The 26608-nt window shown below is 69.9% G+C and carries 26 protein-coding genes; 10 read left to right on the top strand and 16 right to left on the bottom strand.

Annotated elements, in window-relative coordinates; genetic code table 11:
- Window positions 1-131: 131 nt before the first annotated feature.
- Entirely contained in the window at window positions 132-1184 is a 1053-nt protein-coding gene (locus ACJMKZ_RS11090) for a cyclic nucleotide-binding domain-containing protein (RefSeq protein ID WP_405233290.1), read from the top strand.
- Window positions 1185-1202: 18 nt separating this feature from the next.
- Here the strand turns inward: ACJMKZ_RS11090 and ACJMKZ_RS11095 are convergent, their stop codons facing one another.
- The 11 genes from ACJMKZ_RS11095 to rrtA all read right to left on the bottom strand — a co-directional run bounded on the left by ACJMKZ_RS11095 (window position 1203) and on the right by rrtA (window position 10736).
- Window positions 1203-1541 carry a PilZ domain-containing protein gene (locus tag ACJMKZ_RS11095; protein ID WP_405220539.1) on the bottom strand — a complete coding sequence of 113 codons (339 nt, stop codon included), beginning with the start codon at window positions 1539-1541 and terminating at the stop codon, window positions 1203-1205.
- A gap of 18 nt (window positions 1542-1559) precedes the next feature.
- Window positions 1560-2603 (bottom strand): hypothetical protein, encoded by a 1044-nt coding sequence (locus ACJMKZ_RS11100; protein ID WP_405233291.1) that lies wholly within the window; start codon window positions 2601-2603, stop codon window positions 1560-1562.
- Window positions 2604-2607: 4 nt separating this feature from the next.
- The gene (gene tmk / locus ACJMKZ_RS11105; RefSeq protein WP_405233292.1) at window positions 2608-3243 is read right to left on the bottom strand and encodes a dTMP kinase; all 636 of its coding nucleotides are present in this window, start codon (window positions 3241-3243) and stop codon (window positions 2608-2610) included.
- Between the two features lie 2 nt (window positions 3244-3245).
- Window positions 3246-4268 (bottom strand): endolytic transglycosylase MltG, encoded by a 1023-nt coding sequence (gene mltG, locus ACJMKZ_RS11110; protein ID WP_405233293.1) that lies wholly within the window; start codon window positions 4266-4268, stop codon window positions 3246-3248.
- 19 nt (window positions 4269-4287) lie between these two features.
- On the bottom strand, window positions 4288-5130 hold the full coding sequence (gene pabC / locus ACJMKZ_RS11115) for an aminodeoxychorismate lyase (RefSeq protein ID WP_405233294.1): 843 nt from the start codon (window positions 5128-5130) through the stop codon (window positions 4288-4290).
- The gene (locus ACJMKZ_RS11120; RefSeq protein ID WP_405233295.1) at window positions 5130-6506 is read right to left on the bottom strand and encodes an aminodeoxychorismate synthase component I; all 1377 of its coding nucleotides are present in this window, start codon (window positions 6504-6506) and stop codon (window positions 5130-5132) included. Before ACJMKZ_RS11120 ends, pabC begins: the two co-directional genes overlap by 1 nt.
- Before the next feature lie 61 nt (window positions 6507-6567).
- A complete protein-coding gene (fabF, locus tag ACJMKZ_RS11125) occupies window positions 6568-7809 on the bottom strand; it encodes a beta-ketoacyl-ACP synthase II (RefSeq protein WP_405233296.1) in 1242 nt (413 codons plus the stop codon).
- A 72-nt stretch (window positions 7810-7881) separates the two neighbouring features.
- Window positions 7882-8127, bottom strand: coding sequence for an acyl carrier protein (gene acpP / locus ACJMKZ_RS11130; protein ID WP_405220550.1), 246 nt, complete (start codon window positions 8125-8127; stop codon window positions 7882-7884).
- Window positions 8128-8354: 227 nt separating this feature from the next.
- Window positions 8355-9101 (bottom strand): 3-oxoacyl-ACP reductase FabG, encoded by a 747-nt coding sequence (fabG, locus tag ACJMKZ_RS11135; RefSeq protein ID WP_405233297.1) that lies wholly within the window; start codon window positions 9099-9101, stop codon window positions 8355-8357.
- 3 nt (window positions 9102-9104) lie between these two features.
- Window positions 9105-10037, bottom strand: coding sequence for an ACP S-malonyltransferase (gene fabD / locus ACJMKZ_RS11140; RefSeq protein WP_405233298.1), 933 nt, complete (start codon window positions 10035-10037; stop codon window positions 9105-9107).
- Window positions 10038-10106: 69 nt separating this feature from the next.
- Window positions 10107-10736, bottom strand: a complete 630-nt coding sequence (rrtA, locus tag ACJMKZ_RS11145; protein ID WP_405233299.1) for a rhombosortase — start codon at window positions 10734-10736, stop codon at window positions 10107-10109.
- A gap of 108 nt (window positions 10737-10844) precedes the next feature.
- Here rrtA and gspG point away from each other — a divergent pair, with 108 nt between their 5' ends.
- The 8 genes from gspG to ACJMKZ_RS11185 are packed head-to-tail and all read left to right on the top strand — an operon-like array spanning window position 10845 to window position 16369.
- Entirely contained in the window at window positions 10845-11294 is a 450-nt protein-coding gene (gene gspG, locus ACJMKZ_RS11150) for a type II secretion system major pseudopilin GspG (RefSeq protein ID WP_405234148.1), read from the top strand.
- 22 nt (window positions 11295-11316) lie between these two features.
- Entirely contained in the window at window positions 11317-11901 is a 585-nt protein-coding gene (gene gspH / locus ACJMKZ_RS11155) for a type II secretion system minor pseudopilin GspH (protein WP_405233300.1), read from the top strand.
- Entirely contained in the window at window positions 11898-12320 is a 423-nt protein-coding gene (gene gspI / locus ACJMKZ_RS11160) for a type II secretion system minor pseudopilin GspI (protein ID WP_405233301.1), read from the top strand. The genes gspH and gspI overlap by 4 nt, the downstream gene beginning before the upstream one ends.
- Window positions 12317-12931: a type II secretion system minor pseudopilin GspJ gene (gene gspJ / locus ACJMKZ_RS11165; protein WP_405233302.1), complete on the top strand. Its 615-nt coding sequence runs from the start codon at window positions 12317-12319 to the stop codon at window positions 12929-12931. Before gspI ends, gspJ begins: the two co-directional genes overlap by 4 nt.
- Complete coding sequence (gene gspK, locus ACJMKZ_RS11170; protein WP_405233303.1) at window positions 12928-13866, top strand: type II secretion system minor pseudopilin GspK; 939 nt, start codon at window positions 12928-12930, stop codon at window positions 13864-13866. The genes gspJ and gspK overlap by 4 nt, the downstream gene beginning before the upstream one ends.
- Window positions 13867-13869: 3 nt before the next feature.
- Entirely contained in the window at window positions 13870-15150 is a 1281-nt protein-coding gene (gspL, locus tag ACJMKZ_RS11175) for a type II secretion system protein GspL (RefSeq protein ID WP_405233304.1), read from the top strand.
- Window positions 15147-15629, top strand: coding sequence for a type II secretion system protein GspM (gspM, locus tag ACJMKZ_RS11180; RefSeq protein WP_405233305.1), 483 nt, complete (start codon window positions 15147-15149; stop codon window positions 15627-15629). Before gspL ends, gspM begins: the two co-directional genes overlap by 4 nt.
- A complete protein-coding gene (locus tag ACJMKZ_RS11185) occupies window positions 15629-16369 on the top strand; it encodes a type II secretion system protein N (protein WP_405233306.1) in 741 nt (246 codons plus the stop codon). Before gspM ends, ACJMKZ_RS11185 begins: the two co-directional genes overlap by 1 nt.
- Here the strand turns inward: ACJMKZ_RS11185 and ACJMKZ_RS11190 are convergent.
- The 3 genes from ACJMKZ_RS11190 to ACJMKZ_RS11200 are packed head-to-tail and all read right to left on the bottom strand — an operon-like array spanning window position 16347 to window position 23694.
- Window positions 16347-19772 (bottom strand): UvrD-helicase domain-containing protein, encoded by a 3426-nt coding sequence (locus ACJMKZ_RS11190; RefSeq protein WP_405233307.1) that lies wholly within the window; start codon window positions 19770-19772, stop codon window positions 16347-16349. The genes ACJMKZ_RS11185 and ACJMKZ_RS11190 overlap by 23 nt on opposite strands.
- Window positions 19769-22411, bottom strand: a complete 2643-nt coding sequence (locus ACJMKZ_RS11195; RefSeq protein ID WP_405233308.1) for a PD-(D/E)XK nuclease family protein — start codon at window positions 22409-22411, stop codon at window positions 19769-19771. The genes ACJMKZ_RS11190 and ACJMKZ_RS11195 overlap by 4 nt, the downstream gene beginning before the upstream one ends.
- Window positions 22412-22455: 44 nt before the next feature.
- The gene (locus ACJMKZ_RS11200; RefSeq protein ID WP_405233309.1) at window positions 22456-23694 is read right to left on the bottom strand and encodes an aminotransferase class I/II-fold pyridoxal phosphate-dependent enzyme; all 1239 of its coding nucleotides are present in this window, start codon (window positions 23692-23694) and stop codon (window positions 22456-22458) included.
- Between the two features lie 261 nt (window positions 23695-23955).
- Here ACJMKZ_RS11200 and ACJMKZ_RS11205 point away from each other — a divergent pair, with 261 nt between their 5' ends.
- Entirely contained in the window at window positions 23956-24432 is a 477-nt protein-coding gene (locus tag ACJMKZ_RS11205; protein ID WP_405233310.1) for a DUF3598 domain-containing protein, read from the top strand.
- Here ACJMKZ_RS11205 and ACJMKZ_RS11210 read toward each other — a convergent pair.
- The gene (locus tag ACJMKZ_RS11210; protein ID WP_405233311.1) at window positions 24426-25823 is read right to left on the bottom strand and encodes an MFS transporter; all 1398 of its coding nucleotides are present in this window, start codon (window positions 25821-25823) and stop codon (window positions 24426-24428) included. The genes ACJMKZ_RS11205 and ACJMKZ_RS11210 overlap by 7 nt on opposite strands.
- A gap of 25 nt (window positions 25824-25848) precedes the next feature.
- A complete protein-coding gene (locus ACJMKZ_RS11215; protein ID WP_405233312.1) occupies window positions 25849-26580 on the bottom strand; it encodes a hypothetical protein in 732 nt (243 codons plus the stop codon).
- Window positions 26581-26608 lie beyond the last annotated feature (28 nt).

A 26608-nucleotide genomic window follows, 5' to 3' on the forward strand; every position in this document is an offset into this window, starting at 1 on the left:
AAATTGGGACACGTGCCTGATCTTGCCAAGCCATTGAATGTACAATGCGCCACCCGGGATTCGACGTTTTCTCTGACCGCCGCCCGCGCACAGGCCGGCCGGCGGCCCACCACGGATGAACTGGCGATAACATGACGGAACGAGGACAGGTAGATCCGAACCTGCTGAAGGGCTTCTCTCCGCTGGACGGACTCAAGCGGGAGAATCTGTCGGCGCTCGCGAAGAAGACCCAGGTCCACGAACTGGATGCGAACCAGGTCCTGTTCCGCGAGGGGGATTCCGAGAAGCGCACCCTCTACATCGTCAGCGGCAGCGTGGAACTCGTGGACGGCAATCAGGTGGTGGAGACCATCCAGGGCGGCACCGAGGAGGCGCGCAATCCGCTCTCCCCCATCCTGCCCCGGCGCTACACCGCTCGCACCCGCACGAAGATCCAGTATCTCAACATCGACAGCGACCTGCTGGACGTGATGCTGACCTGGGACCAGACCGGTTCCTACGAGGTGAGCGAGCTGCGCGACGATCAGACCGAGGGCGGCGACGACTGGATGACCACGCTGCTGCAGACCAAGGCCTTTCACAAGATCCCGCCGGCCAACATCCAGGCGATCTTCATGCGCATGCAGCAGATCAACTACAAGGCCGGCGACCAGGTCATCAAGCAGGGCGCCGAGGGCGATTACTTCTATGTGATCACCCGCGGGAAGTGCGCGGTCACCAGGGAGACGCCGCTGAACAAGGAAGGCATCCGGCTCGCCGAACTCGGCGTCGGCGACACCTTCGGCGAAGAGGCCCTGATCTCCGATGCCAAGCGCAACGCGACGGTCACGATGCTGACTGACGGCTCGGTGATGCGTCTCGGCAAGGACGACTTCAACACGCTGCTGAACGAGCCCATGCTCGAGTGGGTGGACTATACGGAAGCCCAGGACATCGTGGCGAAAGGCGGCCAGTGGCTGGACGTGCGCCTGCCGAGCGAGTTCGACAACTATCACCAGGAAGGCGCGGTCAACATCCCGCTCTACTTCATCAGACTGAAGCTCGGCACGCTGGAAAAGGACAAGCGCTACGTCGTCTGCTGCGACACGGGACGGCGCAGTTCGGCCGGCGCCTACATCCTGAGCGAGAGGGGCTTCAACGCCTGCGTCCTGCGGGGCGGCATCAACAGCGCCCGCAATCCCTGAACGACGGCCGCCGCGGCCTCACATGGTGTGGGTGGGCTTGTCCCCGCTCAGCGCGCCGGCCAGGTAGTTCTCGATCTTCTTCTGGGTATTGCCCTGGTCCTGCTCGGAGAACTGGACGCCGATGCCGGCGGTCCGCTTGCCCTGGGCCCCCTTTGGCGTCATCCAGATCACCTTGCCGGCCACCGGAATCTTCTCGTCCTCGCCCATCAGGTTCAGCAGCATGAATACCTCGTCGCCCAGCCGGTAGGAGCTGTTGGTGGGTATGAACAGGCCGCCGTTATGCACGAACGGCATGTACGCCAGATACAACGCGCTCTTATCTTTGATCGTCAACGTCAGCAGCCCCGGCTTGGACATGATGAGATCCCTCGATAACTATCCGGCGCCACCGCCGGCCGATGCGCCCGTCGGTGACCGTTCCAGGCCCGCCTGTTCACCCCGGAACCCTTCGGCCCAGGGGATCAGCAGCGATTCCAGCGCCACCTGCTGCTCGTTCGTCGAGCCGGGAGGCTGGTTCCGCAGCCTGGTCAGGCGATCTAGATAACAGAACAGATTTCGGCTGTCCATGCGCTGCAGCACGCTTTCCGGCATCACGCCCGCCGGGGCCTGCGAACGCCCGGCGACGCGGCCCCGGATCAGGTCCCTCATCAGCCGCTCAAGCCAGTCCATGGCGAACACCGCGTCGGCCTTCGCCCAGCGTGCCGCCGCATCCAGCGGACCCAGCCGGCCCGCCACGACGGCGCGCAGATCATCGCGGAATCGCGCAGGCAACTCCGCCTTGCCGTCACGCACGCAGGCCACCGCCCGCAGCGGCGCCCCCCCGGCCAGCGCCAGCGCCTCGGGCCAGTCGGCCTCGTCGTCCAGGGTCTCCAGCCAGGCAAGGGCCGTGGCCGGCGCCGGCAGGGAGACCCGCAGCCTCGCGCAACGGCTCAGGATGGTGGCGGGCATGCCCGAGAGCGTGTCCGCCACCAGGATGATGAGCGCGTCCCCCGGCGGTTCCTCCAGCGTCTTCAGCAGGCTGTTCGCCGCGTTCAGCGTCATGGCGTTGGCCGGCTCGATCACCGCCGCCTTGCCGCCGCCGGCATGGCTCTTCAGGCCGATGTTCGCGACGAGGGCCCGCACTTGGTCCACCGAGATCCTTGCCTTGCCCTCCTCCGGCGAGATCCGCATCGCGTCCGGATGCTGCCGTCCTGAGGCCGGCCAGACGGGCCGCGGCGGATTGTCGTGATGGCCGTCTCTGCCCCTGTCGCCGGCGAGGTAACGCGCGCAGAGCCAGTCGGCCAGCGCCCGTTTGCCGGTACCGGCCGGGCCGCTCAGCAGCAGCGCATGGCCGAGTCGCCCTGCCGCCCGATTGCGGTCGAGGCTCTGGCAGATATCATCTAGCCAGGTTATTTCTTTATTATCAGTTTCTTGAGTCAATTATCTAATCTTTTTTATCAGCCGTGAGCCGATCGATATGACGGGCGATCTCCTTCTGCACCGACTGCAGGGGACGGCTGGCGTCCACCACGGCGTATCGCTCCGGCGCGGCTTCGGCCAGCTCCAGATAGCCGGCGCGCACCCGCTCGAAGAAGGCGCCCTGTTCGTTCTCGAAGCGGTCCGTGATACCCCGGGCCCGGCTGCGTTGCCGGCTCACCGAGAGCGGCGCGTCCAGCAACAGCGTGAGATCCGGCCACAGGCCCGGGTGCACGATGTCGGCGATCTGCCTTATCCGGTCGGTATCCTGGCCGCGTCCGTAGCCCTGGTAGGCCAGCGTGGCATCCGTGAAGCGGTCGCAGACGACCCAGTCGCCGCGCTCCAGGGCCGGCAGGATGAGGTTTTCGAGGTGTACGGACCGGGCCGCGAACATGAGCAGGAGCTCTGCGGCGGCCGGCACGGGCTCCGCCCGCTCGGCGAGCACGACGTCGCGGATGTCTTCGGCCAGCGGTGTGCCACCCGGCTCCCGGGTGCTGACGACCCCGAAGCCGGCGGCGCCGATGCGCTCGCAGATGAAACCCACGTTGGTGCTCTTGCCGACACCCTCGATGCCTTCCACCGTGATGAAGCGCCCCCTTTCCACGCTCAGCGCCTCCGCTCCCGCAGCCGCTCGAGATAGCGCTCCACGGCGGCCTCGTGCTCTTCCCGCGTGACCGAGAAGTAGTGGCTGCCGTCGGGCTCGCCAGTGGCCACGAAGAACAGTGCTTCGCCGGGCGCCGGATCCACCGCCGCGTCCAGGGACGCGCGGCCCGGCAGGGCGATCGGGGTCGGCGGCAGACCCGAGCGGGTATAGGTGTTGTAGGGCGTATCCGTACGCAGGTCCCGGCGGCGGATGTTGCCGTCCCAGTCCTCGCCCAGGCCGTAGATGACCGTGGGGTCGGTCTGCAGTCGCATGCCGCGCTCGAGTCGTCGCGTGAACACGCCCGCGATGCGCCGGCGTTCGTCGTCCCGGGCGGTCTCCTTCTCGATGATCGACGCCAGGATCAGCGCCTCGTAAGGCGAGTCGAGGGGGATGTCGTCACGGCGTGATTGCCATGCCGCCAGCAACTGCTCCTGCATCAGTGCATAGGCGCGCCGCAGGATGGTCACGTCCTCGCTGCCCCGCGGGAAATGGTAGGTCTCCGGGAACAGCAGGCCCTCCGGGTGGTCCTCCCCGGCCTCGATGGCCTCGAGCAGCGCTTCCGGTTCGTATGGGCCGAGTCTTGCCACGATGGCCGGGTGTTCCTGCAGCGCGCGTACCGCCTCTGCGGTGGTCCAGCCCTCCACGATGGTGAAGCTGTAGAGGCGCACGTCACCGGCCACGAACTTGGCCAGTGCCTCGGCCGCGCTCAGCCCGGGCTGCAGCACGTACTCGCCCGCCTTGATCCGGGCCGCCTCGCCGGACAGGCGGCCGTACCAGGAAAGCACGGCGGGATGGCGCAGCAAGCCCCTCGCCTCCAGATCCGTTGCCACCCGTGCGAGCGGCGTGCCGGGCGGAATCTCCACCACCGCCGGCGCCTCCAGCGCGAGCGGGCGATGCAGCTCCGCCCGCGCCCACAGCAGCGTGCCGCCCAGCGCCACCGCAAGGACGAGCATGCCGGCCAGCGCCGCCATTATGAGCCTCGTCATATTGCTGTCATTCCGGCTGTCATTCCGTAAGTCCCGCCGCCTCCAGTGCAGCCGCGACCGTCGCGGTGAGCCGACCCCGTGCCCACCCGCGCGTCCCCAGCCGAGCGACCGGCCAGAGGACGTACTGGCTGTTGGTCAGGAAGAGTTCGTCCGCTGCCATGACCTCCGCCGGCTCCACCTCCCGGACCGTCGTATCGAGCCCCAGTTGGTCGGCGAGCTCCAGCACGCGGCCGCGCATGATACCGGCCACGCCGGCATGGGTGACGGCCGGCGTGACCAGCCGCTCGCCGCGCACCAGGAACAGGTTGCTCATGGTAGCGCAGACCGCGCGGCCGTCGCTGTCCAGCATCAGGCCTTCGGCGATATTGTTCTCCCTATCGTGATTGTCCCATTCGGCCCGGGCAAGCACCTGTTCCAGCCGATCGAGGTGCTTTAGTCCTGCCAGTGCCGTATTACGGCCGAGGCGCGTGCGGCACCAGCGCAACGCAACGCCGCGCTCCCGACGCTCTCGCGGCCAGATACGCGCGGGCCCGATGCCTGCAAGCAGCCGGGCATCCGAATGCCGGTAGGCGTAGCCCCGCTCGCCGTCGCCACGGGTCGCCACCAGCTTCAGGACGCCCCGGCCATCCCCGGCCGGCAGCCCGTCCACGACCCGGGCGACGAACTCATCGATTCGTCGGCGTGCCGGCAGGCGCAGCGAGAGCCGGTCGGCACCGAGACGCAGGCGCTCCAGGTGCCGCTCGAGCAGCCGGGGCCGGCCCTCACGCACGGCGATGGTCTCGAACAGCCCGTCGCCGTAGGCGAACCCCCGGTCGTCGGGACCGGGCGCGTCGGTCTCGCCGCCGAGGTAATGCCAGCGCATCACGCGGCGCCCTGCCCCTGCTCGTGCCCTTGCCCTTGTCCCAGGGCCAGTAGCAGCCCCTTCGCCTTGGCCCGCGTCTCCGCCAGCTCGCGCTCCGGCTCCGAATCCGCGACGATGCCGGCCCCTGCCCGCAGCGTCATTTCCGTGCCGTCGGTGACCACGGTGCGGATCAGGATGTTCAGGTCCAGGCTGCCGTCGCGGGAGAGATAACCGAAAGAGCCGGTATAGGCACCCCGCGGACCGGACTCCAGCTCGGCGATGATCTGCATGCAGCGGACCTTCGGGCAGCCGGTGATCGTGCCGCCGGGGAAGACGGCACCGATGGCACGGCCCGGCGTCACGCCGGCCTCGAGCTCGCCGGTCACGTTGCTGACGATGTGGTGCACGTGGCGGTAGGTCTCGATGCTCATCATCTCGTCCACCCGCACGGTGCCGGGCCGGCAGATGCGCCCCAGGTCGTTGCGCTCCAGGTCGATGAGCATGACGTGCTCGGCCCGCTCCTTCGGGTGCGCCAGGAGCTCTGCGCTGAGCGCACGGTCGTCCTGACGGCTGGCGCCACGCGGACGCGTGCCGGCGATAGGCCGCGTGGAGGCAATGCCGTCGGCGAGCCGGAGCAGCCGCTCCGGCGAGGAGGAAATCACGGAATGCTCGCCGACTCGCATGAGGCCGGCGAAGGGGGCCGGGTTGGCCCGGCGCAGTCGCCGATAGATGTTCGACGGCGTCATCCCCGCGGCGAGTCTGCCGTGCCAGAGTCGTGACAGATTGGCCTGGTAGACGTCTCCCGCCGCGATGCGGGCCTTCGCCGCGGCCACCGCCGCGAGGTAGTCCTCAGGAGGCTCCTCCGCGGCCGGTCCGGCCAGTGCGGGCACGCCCGCGTCGGCATCGCCATGTGCCGCGCCGGCGTCGGCGGCCATGCGCTCGAGACCTTCTTCGCTGCCGGGTTCCACCACGGCCCGGGTGCGCCCGCTCTGCCGGTCGCGAATCAGGGCGCCCCGGACCCGGGTGGCGAGGGCGACGGGCAGGCCTGCCGGCGCGGTCAGTCGCAGCCCGGGCTCGATCTCGGCGGCGAGCTCGTAACCCAGATAGAGGAACCAGCCGCCGGCGAAGGGCCCCTCGTCGAGTCCGGTCCGTTCGCGTGCCCACCACAGATCCAGGGAGTCCAGGAATCCTGCGCCGACCGGCACGTCCGCCGGCGCAACGAGCCGTCCTCCGGCTTCGAGTCGCAGGCTCTCTCCGGGCAGGGCGAACAGAAGGTCGTAGCGGGCCTGGGCATTGGTGCCTTCGACGCTCTCCAGCAGGAACGGATAGCGCTCCGGCCACGCGTCGTGCATGGCCAGCAGGTCGGTACCGGCCGCGAGTTCACGCACCGGTTTCATAGGAGGGTCTTGCGGCAACGGTCGTGCGGCGCCCCTGCACCGCCTGCATGTCCGAATGCCGTCAGACGGCCCGGAAGATCAGCGTGCCGTTGGTGCCGCCGAAGCCGAAGGAGTTCGACATGGCCACCTGCAGCTTCGCATCGCGGGCCGTGTTGGGCACATAGTCCAGGTCGCACTGCGGGTCCGGGTTGTCCAGGTTGATGGTCGGCGGCAGCACCTGATCGCGTATCGCCAGTATGGAGAAAATGGCCTCCACGGCTCCGGCAGCACCGAGCAGATGGCCGGTGGTCGACTTTGTGGCGCTGACCGGCAGCGACGCGGCGTGGTCTCCGAAACAGCGCTTGACGGCGACCGTCTCGGCGATGTCGCCGGCGATCGTGGACGTGGCGTGGCCGTTCAGGTGATCGACGTCTTCCGGGTTGAGGCCGGCATCGCCGAGTGCCGCCGCCATGCTCTTGCGCGCGCCCTCGCCGTCCTCGGGAGGCAGCGTGATGTGCGAGGCATCGCCGCTCATGCCGAAACCGACGACCTCGGCAAGGATGGGCGCGCCCCGGGCTTTCGCATGCTCGTACTCCTCGATGACCAGGCAGCCCGCGCCGTCCGCGAGCACGAAACCGTCCCGGTCCCGGTCGAAGGGACGACTGGCACGCTGGGGCTCGTCATTGCGGGTGGACAGCGCCCGGGCCGCGCAGAAGCCGCCGAGCCCGAGCGGCGTGGTGGCATATTCCGCGCCGCCCGCCAGCATCACGTCGGCATCGCCCCAGGCCACCGAGCGGGCCGCCAGGCCGATGCTGTGAGTGGAGGTCGTGCAGGCGGTGACGACGGCCAGGTTCGGCCCCGTCAGTCCGTGCATGATGCTCACGTGACCGGAGATCATGTTGATGATGGCGCCCGGTATGAAGAACGGCGAGATACGCCGCGGGCCCTGGTTCAGATACTTCTCGTGGTTGGCCTCGATGGTGGCGATGCCGCCGATGCCGGCGCCCATGGCCACGCCGATGCGGCCCCGGTTGTCGTCGGTCACTTCCAGGCCGCTGGCCGCGAGCGCCTGGTTGCAGGCGGCGACGCCGTACTGCACGAAGGTATCGATCTTGCGGGCTTCCTTCTTCGGGATGCCTTGCTCTTCCGGATCGAAGTCCTTCACCAGGCCGGCGAAACGGGTCGCGAACGGCTCCGGATCGAAGTCCGTGATGGGAGCCATTCCCGGGCGGCCTTCCACGACATTCTTCCACGCCGCGTCGACCGTATTGCCGACGGGCGAGATGATGCCGAGTCCGGTCACGACTGCGCGGCGTCTCTCCACGGGATTACCTGTTCGGGATAGGTGGAAGGGAAGCGCGGGCCGGGCGCACCGCGCCGGCCCGTGCCCGTGACATCAGGAGGATTCCGACTTGCGGGCGTTGATGTAGTCGATGGCCTGCTGGACGGTCGTGATCTTCTCGGCTTCCTCGTCCGGGATCTCCGTCTCGAACTCCTCCTCGAGGGCCATGACGAGCTCCACCGTATCCAGCGAGTCGGCGCCGAGGTCGTCGACGAAAGAAGCATCGTTGGTGACCTCTTCCTCCTTCACCCCGAGCTGCTCGGCTACGATGCTCTTGACCTGTTCTTCAATGCTGCTCATTGCTTCTGTTTCTCCTTCGCAGAGACTGCCTGAATTCTACCGCCGGGCCGCGGAAGAGTCCCCCAATCGGCGATCCGCGCCGGCCCCGGCTTTCACCTGAACGCAGCCGCTGCCGCGAACACCCCTTGCGCCGCCCCCGTCCGGGCCCCGGCGCCTCCGAGGGCCGGTATTGTATTGGAAAACCGGGCGTCCATTCTACAGCACCGGTATCCGGGGCCGGAGGCCTTTCAGATCATATACATACCGCCGTTCACGTGCAGGGTCTCACCCGTGATGTAAGCGCCCGCAGGCGACGCCAGGAATACTGCCGCCGCGGCGATATCCGCAGCCTCGCCGAGCCGGCCGAGCGGAATCTGTCCGAGCAGCGTTTCCTGCTGGCCCTCCTCCAGCGCGCCGGTCATGTCCGTGCGGATGAACCCGGGCGCGATGACGTTGACGGTGATACCGCGCGAACCGACCTCGCGGGCTAGCGACTTGGAGAAGCCGATGATGCCGGCCTTGGCGGCCGCATAGTTCGACTGTCCCGCGTTGCCCATTACGCCGACCACCGAGGCGATGCTGATGATGCGGCCCGCCCGCTTCTTCATCATGCCGCGCAGGCAGGCCTTGCTCATGCGGTAGACGCCGGACAGGTTGGTCTGCAGGATATCGTCCCATTCGTCCGGCTTCATCCGCAGCAGGAGATTGTCCCGGGTGATGCCCGCGTTGTTCACCAGGATGTCAGGGGGCGACTCCAGTCCGCCCGTCAGCGCATCCACCGACGCGGGATCGGAGACGTCCAGCACCGCCCCCTCGCCCTGCCCGGCCAGCCGTTCACCGATGGCCCTGGCGCCGGCCTCGGAGGTGGCGGTGCCGATCACCCGGGCACCCGCGGCGGCCAGTCCGTCGGCGATGGCAGCGCCGATGCCCCGCGAGGCACCCGTCACCAGGGCGGTCTGCCCCTCCAGTACGTCGGCAGCGAAGATTCCAGCCATCGGTTACTCCTCTTCTTGCAGCAATGCATCCAGGGCCGCCGGCGTATCCAAGGCAGCATGGGGCAGCGAACGATCGATGCGCCGGCCCAGCCCCGCCAGCACCTTGCCGGGACCGCATTCGACCACCCGGCCGGCGCCCTCGGCCACGAAGCGCTGCACCGTCTCCACCCAGCGCACGGGGCTGTAGAGCTGGCGCACCAGCGCGTCGGCGATCGCGGCCGGATCGGACTCGACCGCGACGTCGGCGTTGTTGACGACCGGTATCCCGGGTGGATCGATCGACACGTCCTGCAGCGCCGCCCGCAGGCGGTCCGCCGCCGGCCGCATCAGCCGGCAGTGAGACGGCACGCTGACCGGCAGCAGCATGGCCCGACGCGCGCCGCTCTCCTTCGCCGCCTCGATCGCGCGCTCGACGGCCGGCTTCTCGCCGGCGATCACGACCTGGCCGGGTGCGTTGTAGTTGACCGCCTCGACCACACCGGCGGGCGCCGCCTGCTCACAGGCCGCACGGACGGCGTCGTCGTCCAGGCCCAGGACGGCAGCCATGGCGCCGGCCTCTTCCGCGACCGCCTCCTGCATGAATCGGGCCCGCTCCGCGACGAGCCGCACCGCATCGGTGAACGCCAGCGCACCGGCCGCCACCAGCGCGGCATATTCGCCGAGGGAGTGGCCCGCGACCCACGCCGGCGCGGCTCCGCCACGCTCCCGCCAGACGCGCCACGCGGCCATGCCCGCCGCCAGCATCAGCGGCTGGGTGTTGACGGTCAGTCCCAGCTGCTCTTCCGGACCTTCCCGGGACAGGCTCCAGAGGTCACGGCCGAGCGCCTCGCCGGCCTCCTCGTAGGTCTGGCGCACGATCGGGAACGCCTCGGCGAGCTCGGCCTGCATGCCGAGGGACTGCGATCCCTGGCCCGGAAACACGAATGCTGTCTTCACGCGGTCCTCCCCTCGATGGCGACATCGGCGCCGGGCCGGGAGTCCCCTCCCCCGACGCGGCTGGCGGGATTATAACGTCTGTGTCGCCCGACTCCGGCGCGACCATCCCAGCGCGCCGAGCCCGGCGACGACCCCGCCCAGGGCACCGTAAAGATGGGCTTCCACCAGCACGGGGCCGCCGGCCGACTGCTCGGCTCCCGGCAGGGGCCCCGCCAGGGCCTCCCATGCGAGTTTGCCGGCCAGCAATGCCGCGAGAATCATCGCGGCAGGATCCCGGCGGCGTAGCGCCGGCACGAGTCCGCCCGCCAGCAGCCCGTGCAGGACGCCGGACAGGCCGACGTACCAGGCGACGCCGGGATGCAGCAGATACAGCGCGGCGGAGATCGCGGCCGCCGATACGCCGGCCACGAGCCACCAGCCGCTCGGCCCGTACTCGCGCCCGGTCAGCCAGCCCACCAGGGCGAGCCCGGCCAGGTTCAGCAGCAGGTGGCCGGGGCCGAGATGGACCAGGTGGCCGGCGGCCAGCCGCCACCATTCGCCGTCGGCCACGGCCGCCCGGCTGTAGCGCAGCGCGGCCGCCCCGTCCTCTCCGGCCGCGGCCGCCACGAGAGCCGCGCATGCCAGCACGGCGAAAGGAACCTTCGCGCCGCCGAAGGAGTCCCACCAGCCGTCAGCGGAATTGCCGGTTCGTAACCCCATGTTTGCTACAATTTCGTTGATTGAAGGACAGCGCTCGAACGCTGTACACGTGGCTTCCCTGGTTTTCCCCGGAGCAGAGATATCGTGCAACATTACCTGACTTGCCAGGTGCCGGAGCGCGGCGCCGCAGGCGCTACCCGACAGGCGGGCTTCACGCTGATCGAGATCATGGTCGTCGTGGTCATCATCGGCCTGCTGGCGGCCATCATCGCACCGAACGTCATCGGCCGCATCGACGACGCCCAGATATCCAAGGTCAAGCAGGATATCCGCAGCATCGAATCGGCGCTGAAGCTCTATCGCCTGGACAACTTCCGCTACCCCACCACCGAGCAGGGCCTCGCCGCGCTGGTGGAGCGCCCCAACGATCCGAACATCAAGAACTGGCGGGCGGGCGGCTATCTGGACCGGCTGCCGAAGGATCCCTGGGATAACGTCTATCAGTATCTGAACCCCGGTCAGCACGGCGAAATCGACATCTATACGCTGGGTGCCGACGGGCGGCCCGGAGGCGAGGGCATCGATGCGGACCGGGGGAACTGGTCCCTGGACGAGTGATCGTCCGGCCACCGCGGCGGCAATGATGTCCCGTGCGGCGGAGGAATCGGGACGCCCGGCGGCCGGTCGGGGCTTCACCCTGATCGAACTGCTGGTGGTGATCGTCATCCTCGGCATCTCGGTGGCGGCGGTGCTGCCAAGCATCGGGCTCCTGCAGGACGACCGCGAACTCCAGCGCGAAGCACGCCGCCTCGCCGCGCTGATCGAGCTCGCGGCCGAGGAAGCGGCCATGCAGAGCCGGGACTACGGACTGCGTTTCGGGCTGCACGGCTACCGCTTCTACGAGCAGGACCCGCAGACGGGCGCCTGGGTAGAGCTGGCCGGCGACGAGATCCTGCGCGAGCGCACGCTGGCCGAGGACCTGCGCCTCGACCTGACCCTGGAATCCCGTGACATCCGGCTGTTCGAGGCCATCGAGGGCGACCGTCAGCGCCGCGACCCGGACGACGGGCCGGACCCCGGCCCCACGCCCCATGTGCTGCTGCTCTCCAGCGGCGATACGACGCCCTTCGAGCTGACGCTGAGCCGGGACTTCGACGATGCCCGCGCGGAACTCACCGGCGACTTCCTCGGCCGGGTCGAACTGGTTACGGAAGACGAACCTTGAACGCGCGGGGCTTCACTCTGGTGGAGGTGCTGATCGCGCTGGCCGTGGCGTCGCTCGGCCTGTCTGCGGTCCTCGCCATGGGCACGCAGAGCATCGATACCTCACGCAGTCTGCGGGACCGCACCCTCGCCCTGTACGTGGGCCTGAACGAGATCACCGAGCTGCGGCTGAGCGGCGAATTCCCGGACCCGGGCCGCTCGAACGGCGAGACCGAGATGGCCGACCGGCTCTGGCGCTGGGAATACGTGATTTCGGAGACCGGCGTCGAGAGCCTGCGCCGCATCGACATCGCCGTCTCCCTGGCCGAACGGCCGGAGGACGTGGTGCGCAACGTCAGCGGTTTCATCGGCGAGCCCGGACCGCCGGGCGCCGCCAACATGGCCTGGTCGCTCCCGCTCGGCGAAGGGGCGGACCGGTGAGAACGGCGCCGCGGCAGGCCGGCTTCACGCTGATCGAGGTGATGGTTTCGCTGGCCATTTTCGCGGCGCTGGCGGCCGCGTCCTACACCACGCTGAACGGGGTGGTGGAAGCCTCCCGCGTTGTGAGCGAGCAGATGAGCCGCCTGCAGGCCCTGCAGCGCACCGTGCAGCGTATGAGTCTCGACTTCGGACAGCTGACCCCACGGCCCGTGCGGGACGAACTCGGAGACGGCCGCCTGCCGGTCCTGCGCGCCGACGCCCGTTCCCTCGACCTGGTGGAGCTCAGCCGCGGCGGCTGGTCGAACCCCCTGGTGCTGCCCCGCCCGGCGCTGCAGCGGGTGGCGTACCGCATCGAGGAGGATCGTCTCATCCGCCGGCAGTGGCCGGTGATGGACCGCACGCTGGGCACCGAGCCCGCCGAGGCGACGCTGCTCGAAGGCGTGCAGGACATACGGATTCGCTATCTCTCCGGCGACGAGTGGACGGAGCAATGGCCGCCGGACGCCGGTGCCGGTGCTCTCGGTCTGGCGCTGCGGCCCCGCGCCGTCGAGATCGTGCTGGTGATCGAGGAGCTTGGCGAGATCCGCCGGGTCGTCGAGGTGATCCAGTGAGTACACCCGCGCGGCAGCGTGGGGCTGTCGCCCTGATGTTCGCGATGCTGATCGTGGCGCTCTGCACGCTCTATGCGGTGAGCCTCGCCTGGGATACGACGCTCGATGTCCGGCGCACCACGAACCTGCTGTGGCGGGAACAGGCCGCCCAGGTAGCCCTCGGCGCCGAGGAATGGGTGGGCATGATCCTGCGCCAGGATGCCGAGGAGAGCGACACCGATCACCTGGGCGAGATCTGGGCCCAGCGGCTGCCGCCCCTGCCGGTGGACGGCGCAGGCATGAGCGGCGAGATCGCCGGCGGACTCACGGACCTGCAGGGCCGCTTCAACATCAACAACCTGCTGAACGCGGACGGGGCGATCGACGAACCGTCTCTCGAGCAGTTCCGCCGCCTGCTCCTCGCGCTCGGCCTGCCGCCCTCGCTGGCAGGCTCCGTGGCCGACTGGCTGGATGCGGACACCGAACCCCTGTTCCCCGACGGCGCGGAGGACGGGGAGTACACCGGCCGCATGCCGCCCTACCGCAGCGCCAACATCTACGTCGCCAGCGCCAGCGAACTGGCGGCGGTATCCGGCATGGACCCGGACATCTACCGCATCCTGCGGCCCCACGTGACCGCGCTGCCAGGCCGCACCACCATCAACGTGAACACGGCCACGCCGGCCGTGCTGCAGTCGCTCGACGAGAACGTGACGGCCGCCGACGCCGAGCGCCTGCTGGCGGAGCGGGAGGAAGGCGGCTTCGCCGACGTGACGGCGTCGTTCTCCTCGCTCGTGCAGCCGGAGGTCTTGAATACGCTCGGCGAATCAACGAATTACTTTCGGCTGGAGAGTGTTGTCCGTATTGGCACGGTCAGGCTCACCATGTACAGTCTCCTCCAGCGTGGCCCCCAGGGCGACGTGTCGCCCATCCTGAGGACGTTTGGCACCGAATAGAGCATGGCCGAGATCTTCGTCATCCGCGTAGCGGGCGCTGACGCGAGCGAGACGGACTGGCTGGCGGTCGACTCCAGCGGTGTGCGCCGCGGCGAACCCGGCCACGGCACGCTGGCCGAAGCCGCCGCGGCGGCCGGCGACCGCCGCGTGCACGTCCTGGTGCCCGCCACCGAGGTGCTGCTGACTTCGGCCGACGTCCCGGCCAAGGGCGCCCGGCTGCTGCAGGCGCTGCCCTTCGCCCTGGAAGAACAGGTGGCCCAGGACGTGGACCGGCTCCACTTCGCCGCCGGCGAGCGGCGCAGCAACGGCCGCATCCCGGTGGCGGTGGTCGAGCGGGAGTTCCTCGACACCCTGCTGGCACGGCTGCGCGAGGCCGGCATGGAGCCGGCCGGCGTGTTCAGCGAAGCGCAGGGCCTCGCCCGCATCCCCGGCACGCTGAGCGCACTGATCGAGGACGACCGCATCATCCTGAACGACGGCGCCACGATGGAACTCGCGCTGGAGGGACTGCGCCCCGGCGACGCACTGGCGGCCATCGGTGCGCTGGACGACCCGGACGAGCGTGGAGAGTCTGCCGGCGAGGCGGCGGAGGTGCCCCGGCACGTACTGATTTACAGCGACTCTGAGGTCGCCGAGCGCCACGAACTGGAATTCCAGGCCCTGCGCCAGCAGCTGGACAGTCTGGAGGTCAAGCTGCTGCCTGACGGCGCCCTGCCCCGGCTTGCGGTCACGGTCGCCGCCGGCGGCGGCATCAATCTGCTGCAGGGCCGTTATGCGCCCCGCAGCGCCACCGGCTCGCTGCTGCGGCCATGGCGGGCGGCAGCCGCGCTCGCGGCGGCGCTGATTGTGCTCACGCTGATCGGCAGCGGCCTCCGATACGCCGAGCTGCGGGCGGAGGACGAGCGGCTGCGGGCCGAGGTGAACGAGGCCTTCCGCGCCGCCTTCCCGTGGGTGCGCGAGGTGCGCGATCCCCGCGCCCAGATGAACTCCGAGCTCGCGCGTCTCGGCCAGGGCGGTGGCACCGCGCAGACGTCGCGCCAGTTCCTTGCGACGCTGGAGAGCATCAGCACCGCGATGAGCCAGACCTCGGGCACGCGCATCGAGGCCATCAGCTATCGCGACGGCGTCATGGACATCCGGCTGACCGCACCGGACGTCGCGACGCTGGATCGGCTGCGCAAGCTGGTAGACCAGGGCGGGCGTTTCACGGCCCGGATCCAGTCCACCGACCAGCAGGAGGGCAGCGTCCGCAGCCGCCTGCAGATCCAGGGAACGGGCGCATGAAGGACTGGTTCCAGGACCTCGCTCCGCGGGAGCAGATGCTGGTGGCACTGGCGGGCGTGCTCACCGTCGTAGTGGTGATCTATCTGGCCGTCTGGCTGCCTCTCGACCGGGCCAACAGCCGGCTCGAGAACCAGGTGGAGAGTCAGCGCGAACTCGTCACCGATCTGCGCCAGCTGCGCGGCCGTCTCCCGTCTCCGTCGGGCGGCGGCACCGCGTCCGCGCCGGTCGGCCAGTCTCTGGTGGTGGTCATCGACAGCACCGTGCGCCAGCGCGGGCTCGGCACCACGCTGAAACGCAGCAGGCCCCTGGACGGCGATTCCATCCAGGTCAGCTTCGAGAACGTGGCCTTCGACGCGCTGGTGGAATGGCTGGGCCAGCTCGGCAGCCAGCATGACATCGAGATCGGCGCCGCGTCATTTTCCAATCGTGCGGAGCCCGGCCGCGTGGATGCCACGCTCACACTGGAACGGGCGCTTTAGTGTTCTCCCGCCGTCTGCTCATCGCGGCCGCGGCCGCGGCGTTCGTTCTGGGCCTGGTCGCCCTGTTCCCCGCGCGTCTCGCCGTGGCCTGGTTCGCCCCGACCGAGTTCCGCGCCGCCGGCGTCGAGGGTACGATCTGGAGCGGCAGTGCGGCGCGTGCATCCGCCGGCGGGATTTTCCTGGCGCCGCTGAGCTGGGAATTCCGCCCGGCGGCCCTGCTGGGCGGGGCAGCGGGCTACCGCATCGACGCCGAACTGCCGGGCGGCAGCGTCCGCGGGGACGTCGCGCTGAGCGTCACGGGCGCGCTGAGCGTCTCCGATCTCGAGGCGTCCGTGCCGCTCGAGAGCGTCTCCCGGATCATGCCGGTGGCACAGGCGGAAGGCCGTCTGCGCGCGGACATCGAGCGCGGGCGTTTCGACGACGGCTGGCCCAGCGAGCTGGTGGGCACCGTCAGCGTCGAGGATCTCGTGTACCGGCCGGCGGGCAATAATTCCATCGGCAATTACCGGGTGGAGTTCCTGCCCACCGAGAACGGCGGCTTGCGAGGCGTCCTGGCGGACGGCGGCGGACCGTTGGAAGTGGCCGGCGAGATCGCGCTGACCGGCGAGCGGAATTACGAGCTCCGCGGTCAGGTCAAGGCGCGGCCGGGCGCGCCGGCCGCACTCGCGAACTCGCTGCGCTTCCTCGGCTCGCCGGACGAGGCCGGACGCCGGGAGTTCAGCCTGGCAGGCCGTCTCTGAGCCGCAAGGCCGCCGCCTCGTCCATGGCCACCACGCGCCCGTGTAGCGGGTAGTACAGCAGACTCAGCGGCGTCTCTCCGTACACCGCGGCGTACAGCCGCCGATAGCCGGCCATCTGTTCCGCGTAGCGCCTGGCCTCCTCGCTCAGGAACCGTTCCAGGTCGCCGCCCTCGTGCAGCGAGGTCTTGTAGTCCACCACCCAGTGCGTCCCCGACTCGTCGACGAAACAGCGGTCGATGACCACGCGCAGCAGTCGTCCGTCGGCAATGCCCTCAATGGGCAGTTCCGTCGCAGCGGTGCGATGAGTGCCGAACAGGATCCACCGACCGGCCGGGTCTTCCAGCGTCCCGCGCAGGGCCGCCCGCACCCGGCTCACCGCCGCCTCCAGCCCTTCCGCGGAGACCCCGGCGGTTTCCAGCAGCGAGGCGTGCCGCTCATCGAGACCCTCGAGCCGGCGCCGCGCCACATCCACGTCCGGCCAGTCCGCCATCCGCTGCAGCCAGCCGTGCACGACGGTGCCCACATGGCGCAGGTCGCGGCCGACCCAGGCGTATTCGATCGCGGCTTCCGCACCGGGCGACGCGAAGCGCAACGCCGGCGGCGCCACCGGCACCGGCAGCTCGCCGGCTCGATAGGGCTGCACCGCGCGGCGGATCCGGGGTGCCACGAGCTCGGCGCCCGGGTCGCCGGCCGTGTGCCCTTCATCGGCACCCGCGTCCGCCTCCGCGGCCCGGGCGAAGTCGGCTTCGAGCGCCGGCCAGAGGCGGGCCAGCAGCGTGCCGGCCGGCGGCGGCCGGGCGCTGCCGTCCCGGCTGAGGGTGTGGCCCACGAGGTGCAGGGTGCGGCGGGCACGGGTGCATGCCACGTACAGCAGGCGGTCGAGCTCCAGCCGCTGTTTCTCCGCTTCCACGCCGTGGATGAATTCGTGCAGGGGATCGTTGTCCCGCTCGCCGCGGGCGCCGATCGGGCTCGGCAGCAGGTGTTCGTGACCTTCCTCGTCCGGCAGCGTGAGCCAGTTGAGCACCGCGCGGAGGTTGCCTCGCGGCTGGCGGCCGAGCCCCATCAGGACGACGGCATCGAACTCCAGCCCCTTCGCCTTGTGGATGGTCATCACCTGGACGCGGGCGCCGGCGCCTTCGCTGGAGACCCGCTCCTCGTCCAGACGGGACTCGAGGTCCGCCACGTCCGGCAGAGTGCCGCCGGATTCGAGGCTCTCCAGGATATCGAGATAGCGGCAGGCATTCGCCGCTTCCGCGGCACCCGGGAGCAGCGTCGGTCCGCCCAGCGAGAACCAGGCCAGCTCCACGCGCTCGCGCAGGGAGCGCAGCCCGGGGCGCTCGAGGGCTGCCGCGAGTCGCTCCCGCACCCACTCCACCCGTCGCCGCTCGCCGGCGTCCAGGCGCGCGAGGCGCTCCTCCCGGTCCATGAGGTCCATGACGGGGCTGAGCGCATCGCCGACCGTCAGCGCGTGCAGCCCGGCCAGCGTGAGGCCGCACCAGGGCGCCCGCAGCAGCGCGAGCCAGGCGACCCGGTCCAGCGGGTGAATCAGGGCGCGGGTGAGTGCGAGCAGATCCTGCACCTCCGGCAGGTCCGTGAGCCGGTCGATCTCCAGCGCCTCGTAGGCGACGCCGTCGGCGCGCAGCAGCGGCAGCAGTTCGCGCAGATGGGTGCGGCTGCGCACCAGCACGGCCACCTCGCCGGGCCCCGGTTCGTCCATGGCCTCCCGGAGCAGCCTCCTCACGGTCTCCGCCTCCTCCCGGGGCGAGGCATCCAGCAGCGCGTGGACGCGGCACTCGCCCAGGCCTTCCCGGCCCGGCGCCGCCTGCGACGGGCTGTGGCGGATGGCGCCGGTGGCCAGGTCGTCCTCCGCCGGCATCACCCGGGCGAAGGCCCGGTTGGCCCAGTCCACGAGATTGCCGCCGGAGCGGAAGTTGGTCTGCAGCACCAGTTCCCGGGGCCGGAGCAGCCCGATGCCTCTCGCCCGCAGCGCCAGGAACAGGCCCACCTCCGCCTCCCGGAAGCGGTAGATGGACTGCATGGGATCGCCGACGCAGAACACGGTGCGCCCGTCCCGGCCGTCCCAGCCTGCGGTCAGGCTCTCCAGCAGCGCGTACTGGCCCAGCGAGGTGTCCTGCATCTCGTCGATGAGCAGGTGCCGTATGCGGTAATCGAGCGCCAGCGCCAGGTCGGTCGGCTCGTCCGGCGGTCCCAGGGCCGTACGGGCGGCGAGTGCCACTTCCACGTAGTCGGCCAGTCCGCGGGCGGCGAACCGGGTCTTCAGTTCGGCCGTGGCCCGGGGCAGGACGTGCAGCAGGGACGTGAGCGCCTCCCATTGCTCGGGCGCGTAACGGGGCGGCGGCAGTCTGGCGGCGTCCGCCAGCAACCGGTCGAGACCCTCGCATCCGGCCAGCGATTCGATCACGGCGGTGAGCGCCTCCTTCTCCCGGTCGCTGCCCGGCGGGAAGCCCAGGTTCTTGTCCGCGCGCTTGCGCCAGTCGCCGCTGCTCGGCGCGATCAGCAGCCAGGCCAGCGCCTGCCATTGCGCGAGCTGTCGAGCGTCGGGAGCGGGCCAGACGTCGCAGCCGTGCAGCGGCGCAAGCGGCGTCTCCCGCCCCGCTTCCGCCAGGTTGCCGGCGGCGAAACGGGCGAGTTCGAGCAGCGGCTGCCGCGCGGCCTCCGGCAGCGCCCGGTCCAGGGACCGCAGCCGATCCGTCACCAGCATGGCGATGGCCTGTTCGAAGTGCCGCCGCAGCCGTTCTTCCTGGCCGGTCGGCCCGGTACCGGTGATGGCCAGCCACTGGTCCCGTCTCTCGAGCATCTCGGCGATGGAGCGCTCCCACACCAGCGCATCGTTGTCCAGGTGACGGAACAGTCCCCGCACGGCGTCGCCGGTCTCCCCGCTCTCCGCGACCCAGTCCAGCGTGGCCCGGGCCGCCTCCCGGTAGATACCCGACTCGCCGGCCTCCGAGACCATGCGCACCCGGCCGCCGAGACCCGAGGTGACCGGCAGCGCAGCCGCCAGGCGGGCGTTGAACGCATCCAGCGTCATGATCTGCATGCGCTCCGGGAATGCCGTCAGCTGCCATTCCCTGTCCCGGTCGCGGTTCAGGGCCTCCCCCGCTGCCGCCAGCGTGCGCCGTTCGTGCTCCGAATCGCCCTGCTCGCCCGCCCGCGCCCGCTCCAGTGCCGCCAGTATGCGGGTACGCATCTCCGCGGCGGCCTTGCGCGTGAACGTGATCGCCAGAATCTCCTCCGGCCGTTCCACGCGGGCGAGGAGGCGGAGATAGCGCTGGATCAGCAGCTCCGTCTTCCCCGAACCCGCGGGCGCCTGGACGATGAACGAACGCTCCACGTCGAGGGCCGCATCGCGCTCGGCCTGATCCGGGATGGGCTGATCGCTCACGACCCCTGTTCTCCGTCGGCCAGGTCGGCCAGTTCCGCCACCCGGCTCAGCACGGCCAGCGGCCGCTGGTCGTCCAGCCCCAGGCTGAGATTCACCCTCGCGTCGCCCGCAGCCACCGCCTCGGCCAGCCCGTGGGCCTGCGCCTTCCAGGCGTTCAGGAGGGCGGGCCAGTCGTCGACGGACTGCACGCCGGTGCCCGGCCACTCCAGGTCGGCATCCCGGGCGCCGCGATAGCCGATGCGGTGGGGATGGACGACGCCGACGGCCAGCGCGCGCACCCGCCCGGGCTGGCTGATGGCATACACCACGAGCTGCAGCTGGCGCGGGTTCTCCGGGTCGACCCCCGTGGCGGTGCCGGTGGCGCCGGTCTTGTAGTCGATGATCGCCCAGCCGCCGTCGACGGCATCGATGCGGTCCGGCCGGATGGAAAGCCGCAGCGGTCCGACGGCCACCTCACGGGGTTCCTCGCAGATCACTTCGCCGAAGCCGGGCCGGACCAGATCGGCCTCGATGAAGCGTGTGACCAGGACGGCGCAGCGCTCGCTCTCGAGCGCGATCAGGCCCGCGAGTCGCGCATCGGCGCCCCTGCCGTAGCGCGCCAGGGCGCGTTCGACCGCGTCACCGGCGGCTCGGCCCCGTTCGTCCGCGCCCGCCGCGGCCAGCCGGTCCCGGTCGGGCCAGCGCCGATAGACCGCCTCCAGCGCCCGGTGAATAACCGTGCCACGCTCCCGCGCGGACAGACCGGCCACCGGGGTCTCCAGGGGCTCGGCCCGCAGCCGGTAGCGGGCGAAGGCATCGAAGGGCTGGGTCCGCTGGGCGGACAGCACACCGTGCCCGCCCGGCAGCGTCTCGCCGGCCGCGAGCGGCGGCGGCGGGTCGGGTTCCACCCGAGCGAGCGCCGCACTCCCGGCCAGAGTCTCCGCGTAGACGGGCACCTCCGCGACGCTGCCCGCGGCCGGCAGGCCGGCGAGCAACGGGCTCGGCGTCAGCTCCGCATCGCCCTCCCTGCGCGGCCAACTCACCACGACTTCCGGAGCGCAACCGAGCAGCCCGGTATAGATGCGTCGCGCGTAGTCGAGGGTATCCGCCGGCGTCGCGTCGGGCATGCCGTAGTCCCGCTGCAGACCGATCGGCAGCAGCGGATCGGGCCGCTGCGGCGGCGGCCACGTGGTGGTGTCGAGGCCCGCGATCCACAGCGCATCGAAGGTCATGCCGGAAGCCTCCAGCATGCCCATCACCTGCACGGCGGCGTCGTCGGACTCGGGCTGGAACAGGGTCTCCCGCGCGATGGCGGCGACCTGCGCCACCGCCCCGTGCCCACTGATCGCCCCGCTGACCGGGCCGGTGGCGGCGAACTGGTTCAGGACGTTGCGCCAGGCATTGACCAGCTGCCAGGTCTCGCTGTCCATGGCCGTCTCCCGGCCCCAGCCCGCCGCCGTCAGCAGGCTATCGATGCGCTCCGCCCAGACCGCGGGCATGGCGCGCGCCTGCCAGTCGCCGCGCTGTGCCGCGACCCCCGCCAATGTACCGACGAACACCGTGGCCGACTCGGGCAGACGATCGGCCGACCTGCCCAGCGCCTCGGGCAGCCGGACGAGGTCCCAGCGGCGGTCGGGCAGGTCCCGCAGGGCGATCTCCAGGGCGGCCCGGCCGTTGTCTACGGCCGGTGCCAGGAACGGGCTACGCAAAAGTCGGCCGAGCATGGCGAAGTCCGGGTCGTCCCGGATCAGCCCGAGTACCCCGAGCGCCGCATCGATGAGGCCGTATTCCGCCAGCGGGCGACCGTAGGAGACATTGATGCCGCTGACCGCGTCGGCGCGCAGCTGCCAGCCGGGGCTGAAGCCCTCGCCGATCAGACGCCCGGCCCGGGCGGCACGGCCCGCGAGGTCCGGCACGATGATGCCGACCCGACGTTCCGGCTCCGCCAGCAGACATTCGCGCGCCCAGGCACCCGCCGCCCGCAGCTCCGCATCGCGGTCCGGCGCGTGGCGCACCGAGACCGTCGCGGCGGCAGGCCGATGCTCGCCCGACTCCATCGTCACTGTGACGCCGGCCTCCCGCATGGCGTCCACCAGATCCCGTTGCGCCGGCGCGGGGCGCTCGAAGCCGGCGAAAGTGACGGGCCCGTCGACCACCGCCTCTCCCCGGCGGAACCGCGCGGCCAGCGCGCCGGCCAGTGCCGCCGGATCCTGCCAGCCTCCCTCCGTGCAGGCCGCAGTGTAATAGCCGCTGGCCCGCGCCAGGAAAGTGGCATCGGGCGAGCGTGCCGCTTCGCGTATGGCCTCGGCGGGAACCCGCCAGTCGCAGGCTCTCTGCCAGGACGCGGCAGCCTGGGCCGCGAGACCGCCGGTTGCCGCCAAGGTGGTGGATTCCCCGAGCGCCCGCGACGCCGCCCGCTCCCACAGCGTGCGGCTTTGCCGCGGGGTAAGCACCGGCGCGGGCAGGGGCCCTTCCGGACGGTAACCCGCCGCCTGCCAGACCTCGGCCAGCCAGACGTCCCAGGGGAGGTAGCGCGGGGCCAGCCAGGCCGCCGCTCCCTCCGCAGCGCGCCCGGCGGCATGGCGCAGGCGCAGGTGACGTGCCAGACGCCGGCTGGCGGTGACGATCACGGTATTCCCGGCTACCGAATCGTCAGTCATAAGATAGAAGTATCAGTAAGTTCGCTTCATTTTCTCGAAAAGGTTCAAGCAACGGTCACGCGGCCGCGCACGCCGCTCTCCAGCACTTCCTCGATGCGCCCGAAGACCTCTTCCAGGGTGTCGGAATCGGGCAGCATCGTGATGCGGAAGTGGTTGCGGTACGGCGTGTTGAAGCTCGTCCCGGGTGCCACCAGTACGTGCCGGTTCTCGAGCAGGTCCAGCGCGAACGCCTGGTCGTCGAAGCCCGGATAGCGGCGCGGATTCACGCCGATGAAGGCGTACATCGAGCCCATCGGCGCCACCAGTTCCAGGTAACGGCTCGCCTCCACGGCGTCGAGCACGGTCTGGCGCGACTGGTACAGCCGGCCGCCGGGAGCGACGAGCTGGCGGATGCTCTGGAAGCCACCCAGCGCGGTCTGGACCGCCCACTGGGACGGCACGTTGCTGCACAGCCGCAGCGCGGCCAACAGCTCCAGCCCCTCCAGGTAGCCCCCGGCGCGTTCCAGGGCGCCGCTCAGCACGGCCCAGCCCACGCGGTAGCCGCAGGCCCGGTAGACCTTGGAGAGGCCGCTGTAGGTGATGCAGAGAGTCTCGTTGACGAGGGTCGCCATTGGGACGAACTCGGCGCCGTCGTAGACCATCTGGTCGTAGATCTCGTCGGCCAGCATGATCAGCCGGTGGCGCTCGGCGAGTGCAGCGAGTCGCTCCAGCAGCTCCCTCGGGTAGACGGCGCCGGTGGGATTGTTCGGGTTGATGACCACGATGGCCCGGGTGCGCGGCGTGATCAGCGACTCGAGCGCCTCCGGGTCGGGCAGGAAGCCGTTCTCCGGCAGGCACGGATAATGCACCGCGCGACCGCCGTTCAGCGTGACGGCGGCCGTCCACAGCGGATAGTCGGGGCTGGGCACCAGGATCTCGTCGTCGCGGTTCAGCATCGCCCGCAGGGTCAGATCGATCAGCTCGCTGACCCCGTTGCCGATGAACACTTCCTCGGCCGTGACGCCGGCCACACCGCGGCTCTGCTGCTGCATCACCACCGCCTCGCGGGCGGGGAAGATTCCTTTCTGATGCGAATAGGCTTCGGACTGGGCCAGGTTCTCGATCATCGCCAGGCGCATGGTCTCCGGCGTGCGGAAGCCGAAACGGCCCGGATTGCCGATATTCAGGTGAACGATCTCGTAGCCCATCTTCTCGAGCTCGTGAGCGCGCCGCGCCAGTTGGCCGCGGATCTCGTAGCGGACATCGTGCAGGGCCGTGCTGGAATCGAATACGGGTCTCGTCATGGTCCTCTTCCCACCGGTGCCGGGCCGGTCCTTCCCGGCAAATCCTCGGCCGTATACCAGGCCGCATACTAGGCCGTATAGCGGCCCGATTCAGTGACCCAGGCCACCATAACGCTGGATTCTGCCACGGAATCGCCTTCCCCGCCCGCCCGGCAGCAGTGGCGCGGCGCCGATTAGCCCGGCCGTCACGGCCGCCCGCAGCGGGCGTTATACTCCGGCCGGACCGGCGCGAGCCGCCCGACCAACGCTACGGAGGAACCGATGAGCGACATCCGGAAAACGATGCCACTGCTGGCGGCCAACGAAGGCGTCTGGGATGGCTGGTACCGGCATGCCGATGCCGAAGGCAACAAGATAGACGAACACCGCAGCCGGCTGATCTGCCGCTTTCCGGCGGCGGGAGAGTATCCCTATCACCAGACCAACCTGTACACCTGGAAGGACGGCAGCACCGAGACCCGCGACTTTCCGGCCACGTATCGCGACGGGCGCGTCTGGTTCGACAACGAACTCATCACGGGCTGGGCAGCCGAGGTGCCGCTGGACGACTACAACCGCACGCTGATGCTGAACTGGGTGCGCAAGGGCGAGCCCGACCTCTATCTCTACGAGATGATCCAGATGTCCGATTGCGGCCGCTACCGCTGCCGGGTCTGGCAGTGGATCAAGGCCGGGAAAATCGCCCGCCGCACGCTCATCGACGAGGAGAAGGTCAGCGACAGCTGGGAGGGTTACTGAGCCGCCTCGGCCGGGCTCCGATCGCGCTCGCCGGCCTGGCCGTCCTCCGCGCTCGCGCCCGGCGGCAGCTCCGGGATACGGATCAGCAGCCCCGCCATCAGCGCCGCTCCCACGAGACCGGCGATGACGGCGAACGACAGCTCGTAGTTGCCGCTCAGATCGTAGAAGTAGCCGGTGAGGAACGGCCCGAGCCCGCCGCCGGCCGCGTCCAGGATGGTGATGGTGCCGATGATCTTGCCGAGCGCCTTCAACCCGAAGATGTCGGCACACAGCAGCTGCAGCAGCGTGTAGAGCCCGCCCCAGCCGAAGCCGAACAGCACCAGTCCGATCCAGATGGCGCCCGGGTTGAGGATCAGCAGGCTGCCGCCGAACATCACGGCCAGGCCCAGGATGAAGACCCTTTTCTTGCCGATCAGGTCGGCCAGCACGCCGCTGCCGATCTTGCCGACCAGGCCCAGCGTGAACACGAGGCCGATGCCGGCCGCGGCAGTCTGCGGCGTGAACCCGCGGCCGTTCAGGTACAGGAACAGGTTCGAGGCGGCGCCCAGGATGGCATAGAAGGTACAGAACGCGATCAGTGCGATCAGCCAGAGATTCCGGTCGCGCAGCGCCTCGGCGTAGGTCATCCCCGGCAGGTCGTCCGATGAGGCGCGGCCGGCCCGGGTCTGCACCCCGCCGAGGGGCGCGAGTCCCTTGTCGGCGGGCTTGTCCCTGACCAGCAGCAGGAGCGGCGGGATCAGCAGTACCGGCAGGATGGCGATCCAGCCGAAGGCGGCGCGCCAGCCTTCCGACTGGATCAGCAGGGTGTTGATGGTGGGCAGCAGGGCGTTGCCGAGACTGGTGCCGGCCAGCGTGATGCCGATGGCCACGCCCCGCAGCCGCACGAACCATCGCGACACCAGCATGACGTTGACGATCAGTCCGGCGGTGGTGAGCACGATGCCGAACAGGAAGTGGATACCATACATCTCCCAGATGGTGTCCACGCGCCCGTACATCAGGTTGCAGCCGGACAGCAGCAGCAGTCCGAACACCATCAGGGGCCGGATGCCGATGCGGTCGGCCAGCGCCCCGGCCAGCAGCCCCATCAGGCCCGCGGACAGCAGCGTGAGCGTGTCGCGGAACTTGTAGGCGGCGCGGGATATCTCGCCCTCGTCGGTGAGGATCTGCTGCGCCGCCCAGCCGCGCAGACCGCCCTCCTCCGCCATCTGCCGGATCGGTCCGATGCTCTCGGGCTGATTCAGGGCCGCCAGCAGCTCGTTGTCGAAGACCGTGAGCCCGCTCAGGGTCATGCCGTTGGAGATCCACAGCGTCACGAAGGCCATGGCGACGATCACCCAGCCGTAGAACAGCCAGGTGGAGCGGGTGCCGGCGGGCGCCAGGTGGGTCATGGTCGTCTCCGGGCCGGGAGCGCGCTCAGCGGCGCAGGCTGGCCAGTTCGTAATGGGTGCGCATGTAGCCGCCGGTGAGGCCGCGCAGAAACAGGAACTCGTCGGGGGTGCACCAGACGTCGTAGGGCGGATGCTCCTGGGGCAGGCCGGGCGTGGACACGAAACGGAAATGCAGCGCGTCGAAAACGCCCGCCTGCACCTCGATGGTCTCCTCGCCGACGTACTCGACGCCGATGCCGATGGAGAAGAGCATCGGGCCCGTCGCGCCGCGGTGGTCGGGCGACGACAGCAGTATGGGCTCGATCACCTGCACGCCCGGGCCCTGGCTGCGGTCATAGAGCCGCAGGTGCCAGGCGTCGCAGGCGATGGCATGGTTCTGGAAGGTCTCCAGCGGACGGGCGAGCTCCATGCGCTGGGTGACGCGGCCCTCGGCGGCCGACCAGGTCTCGCACTCGGCATGGTCCGCAGCGAAACGGAACCAGCCGCTGCCGGTGAAGCGGTCACCCACGCTCAGGCGCACGAAGCAGTCCGTGGGCATCCAGTCTGCGTCCACGCTGTAGGTGATGTCGCGCATCACGCTCGGTGCCTCGTCGATCTCGCAGTGGGCCGTGACCGTCCGGCAACCGTCCGCGTGAACGTGGATCTGGAAGTTCTCGCGCCCGCGCTCCGTGCCCTCGTGGCCGGGCTTCGCGCTGAGGTAGGCAATCTCGCCGAAGAGACTCGCGTGGTCGCGCTGCAGTACCAGGTCTTCGCTCATCGTATCCTCTCGCTGTCCGTCTGCCGCC

Origin of the sequence: Lentisalinibacter salinarum, from assembly GCF_040706555.1 — a bacterium.
In the GTDB taxonomy this organism is placed as follows: Bacteria; Pseudomonadota; Gammaproteobacteria; order Steroidobacterales; family Woeseiaceae; genus Lentisalinibacter; species Lentisalinibacter salinarum.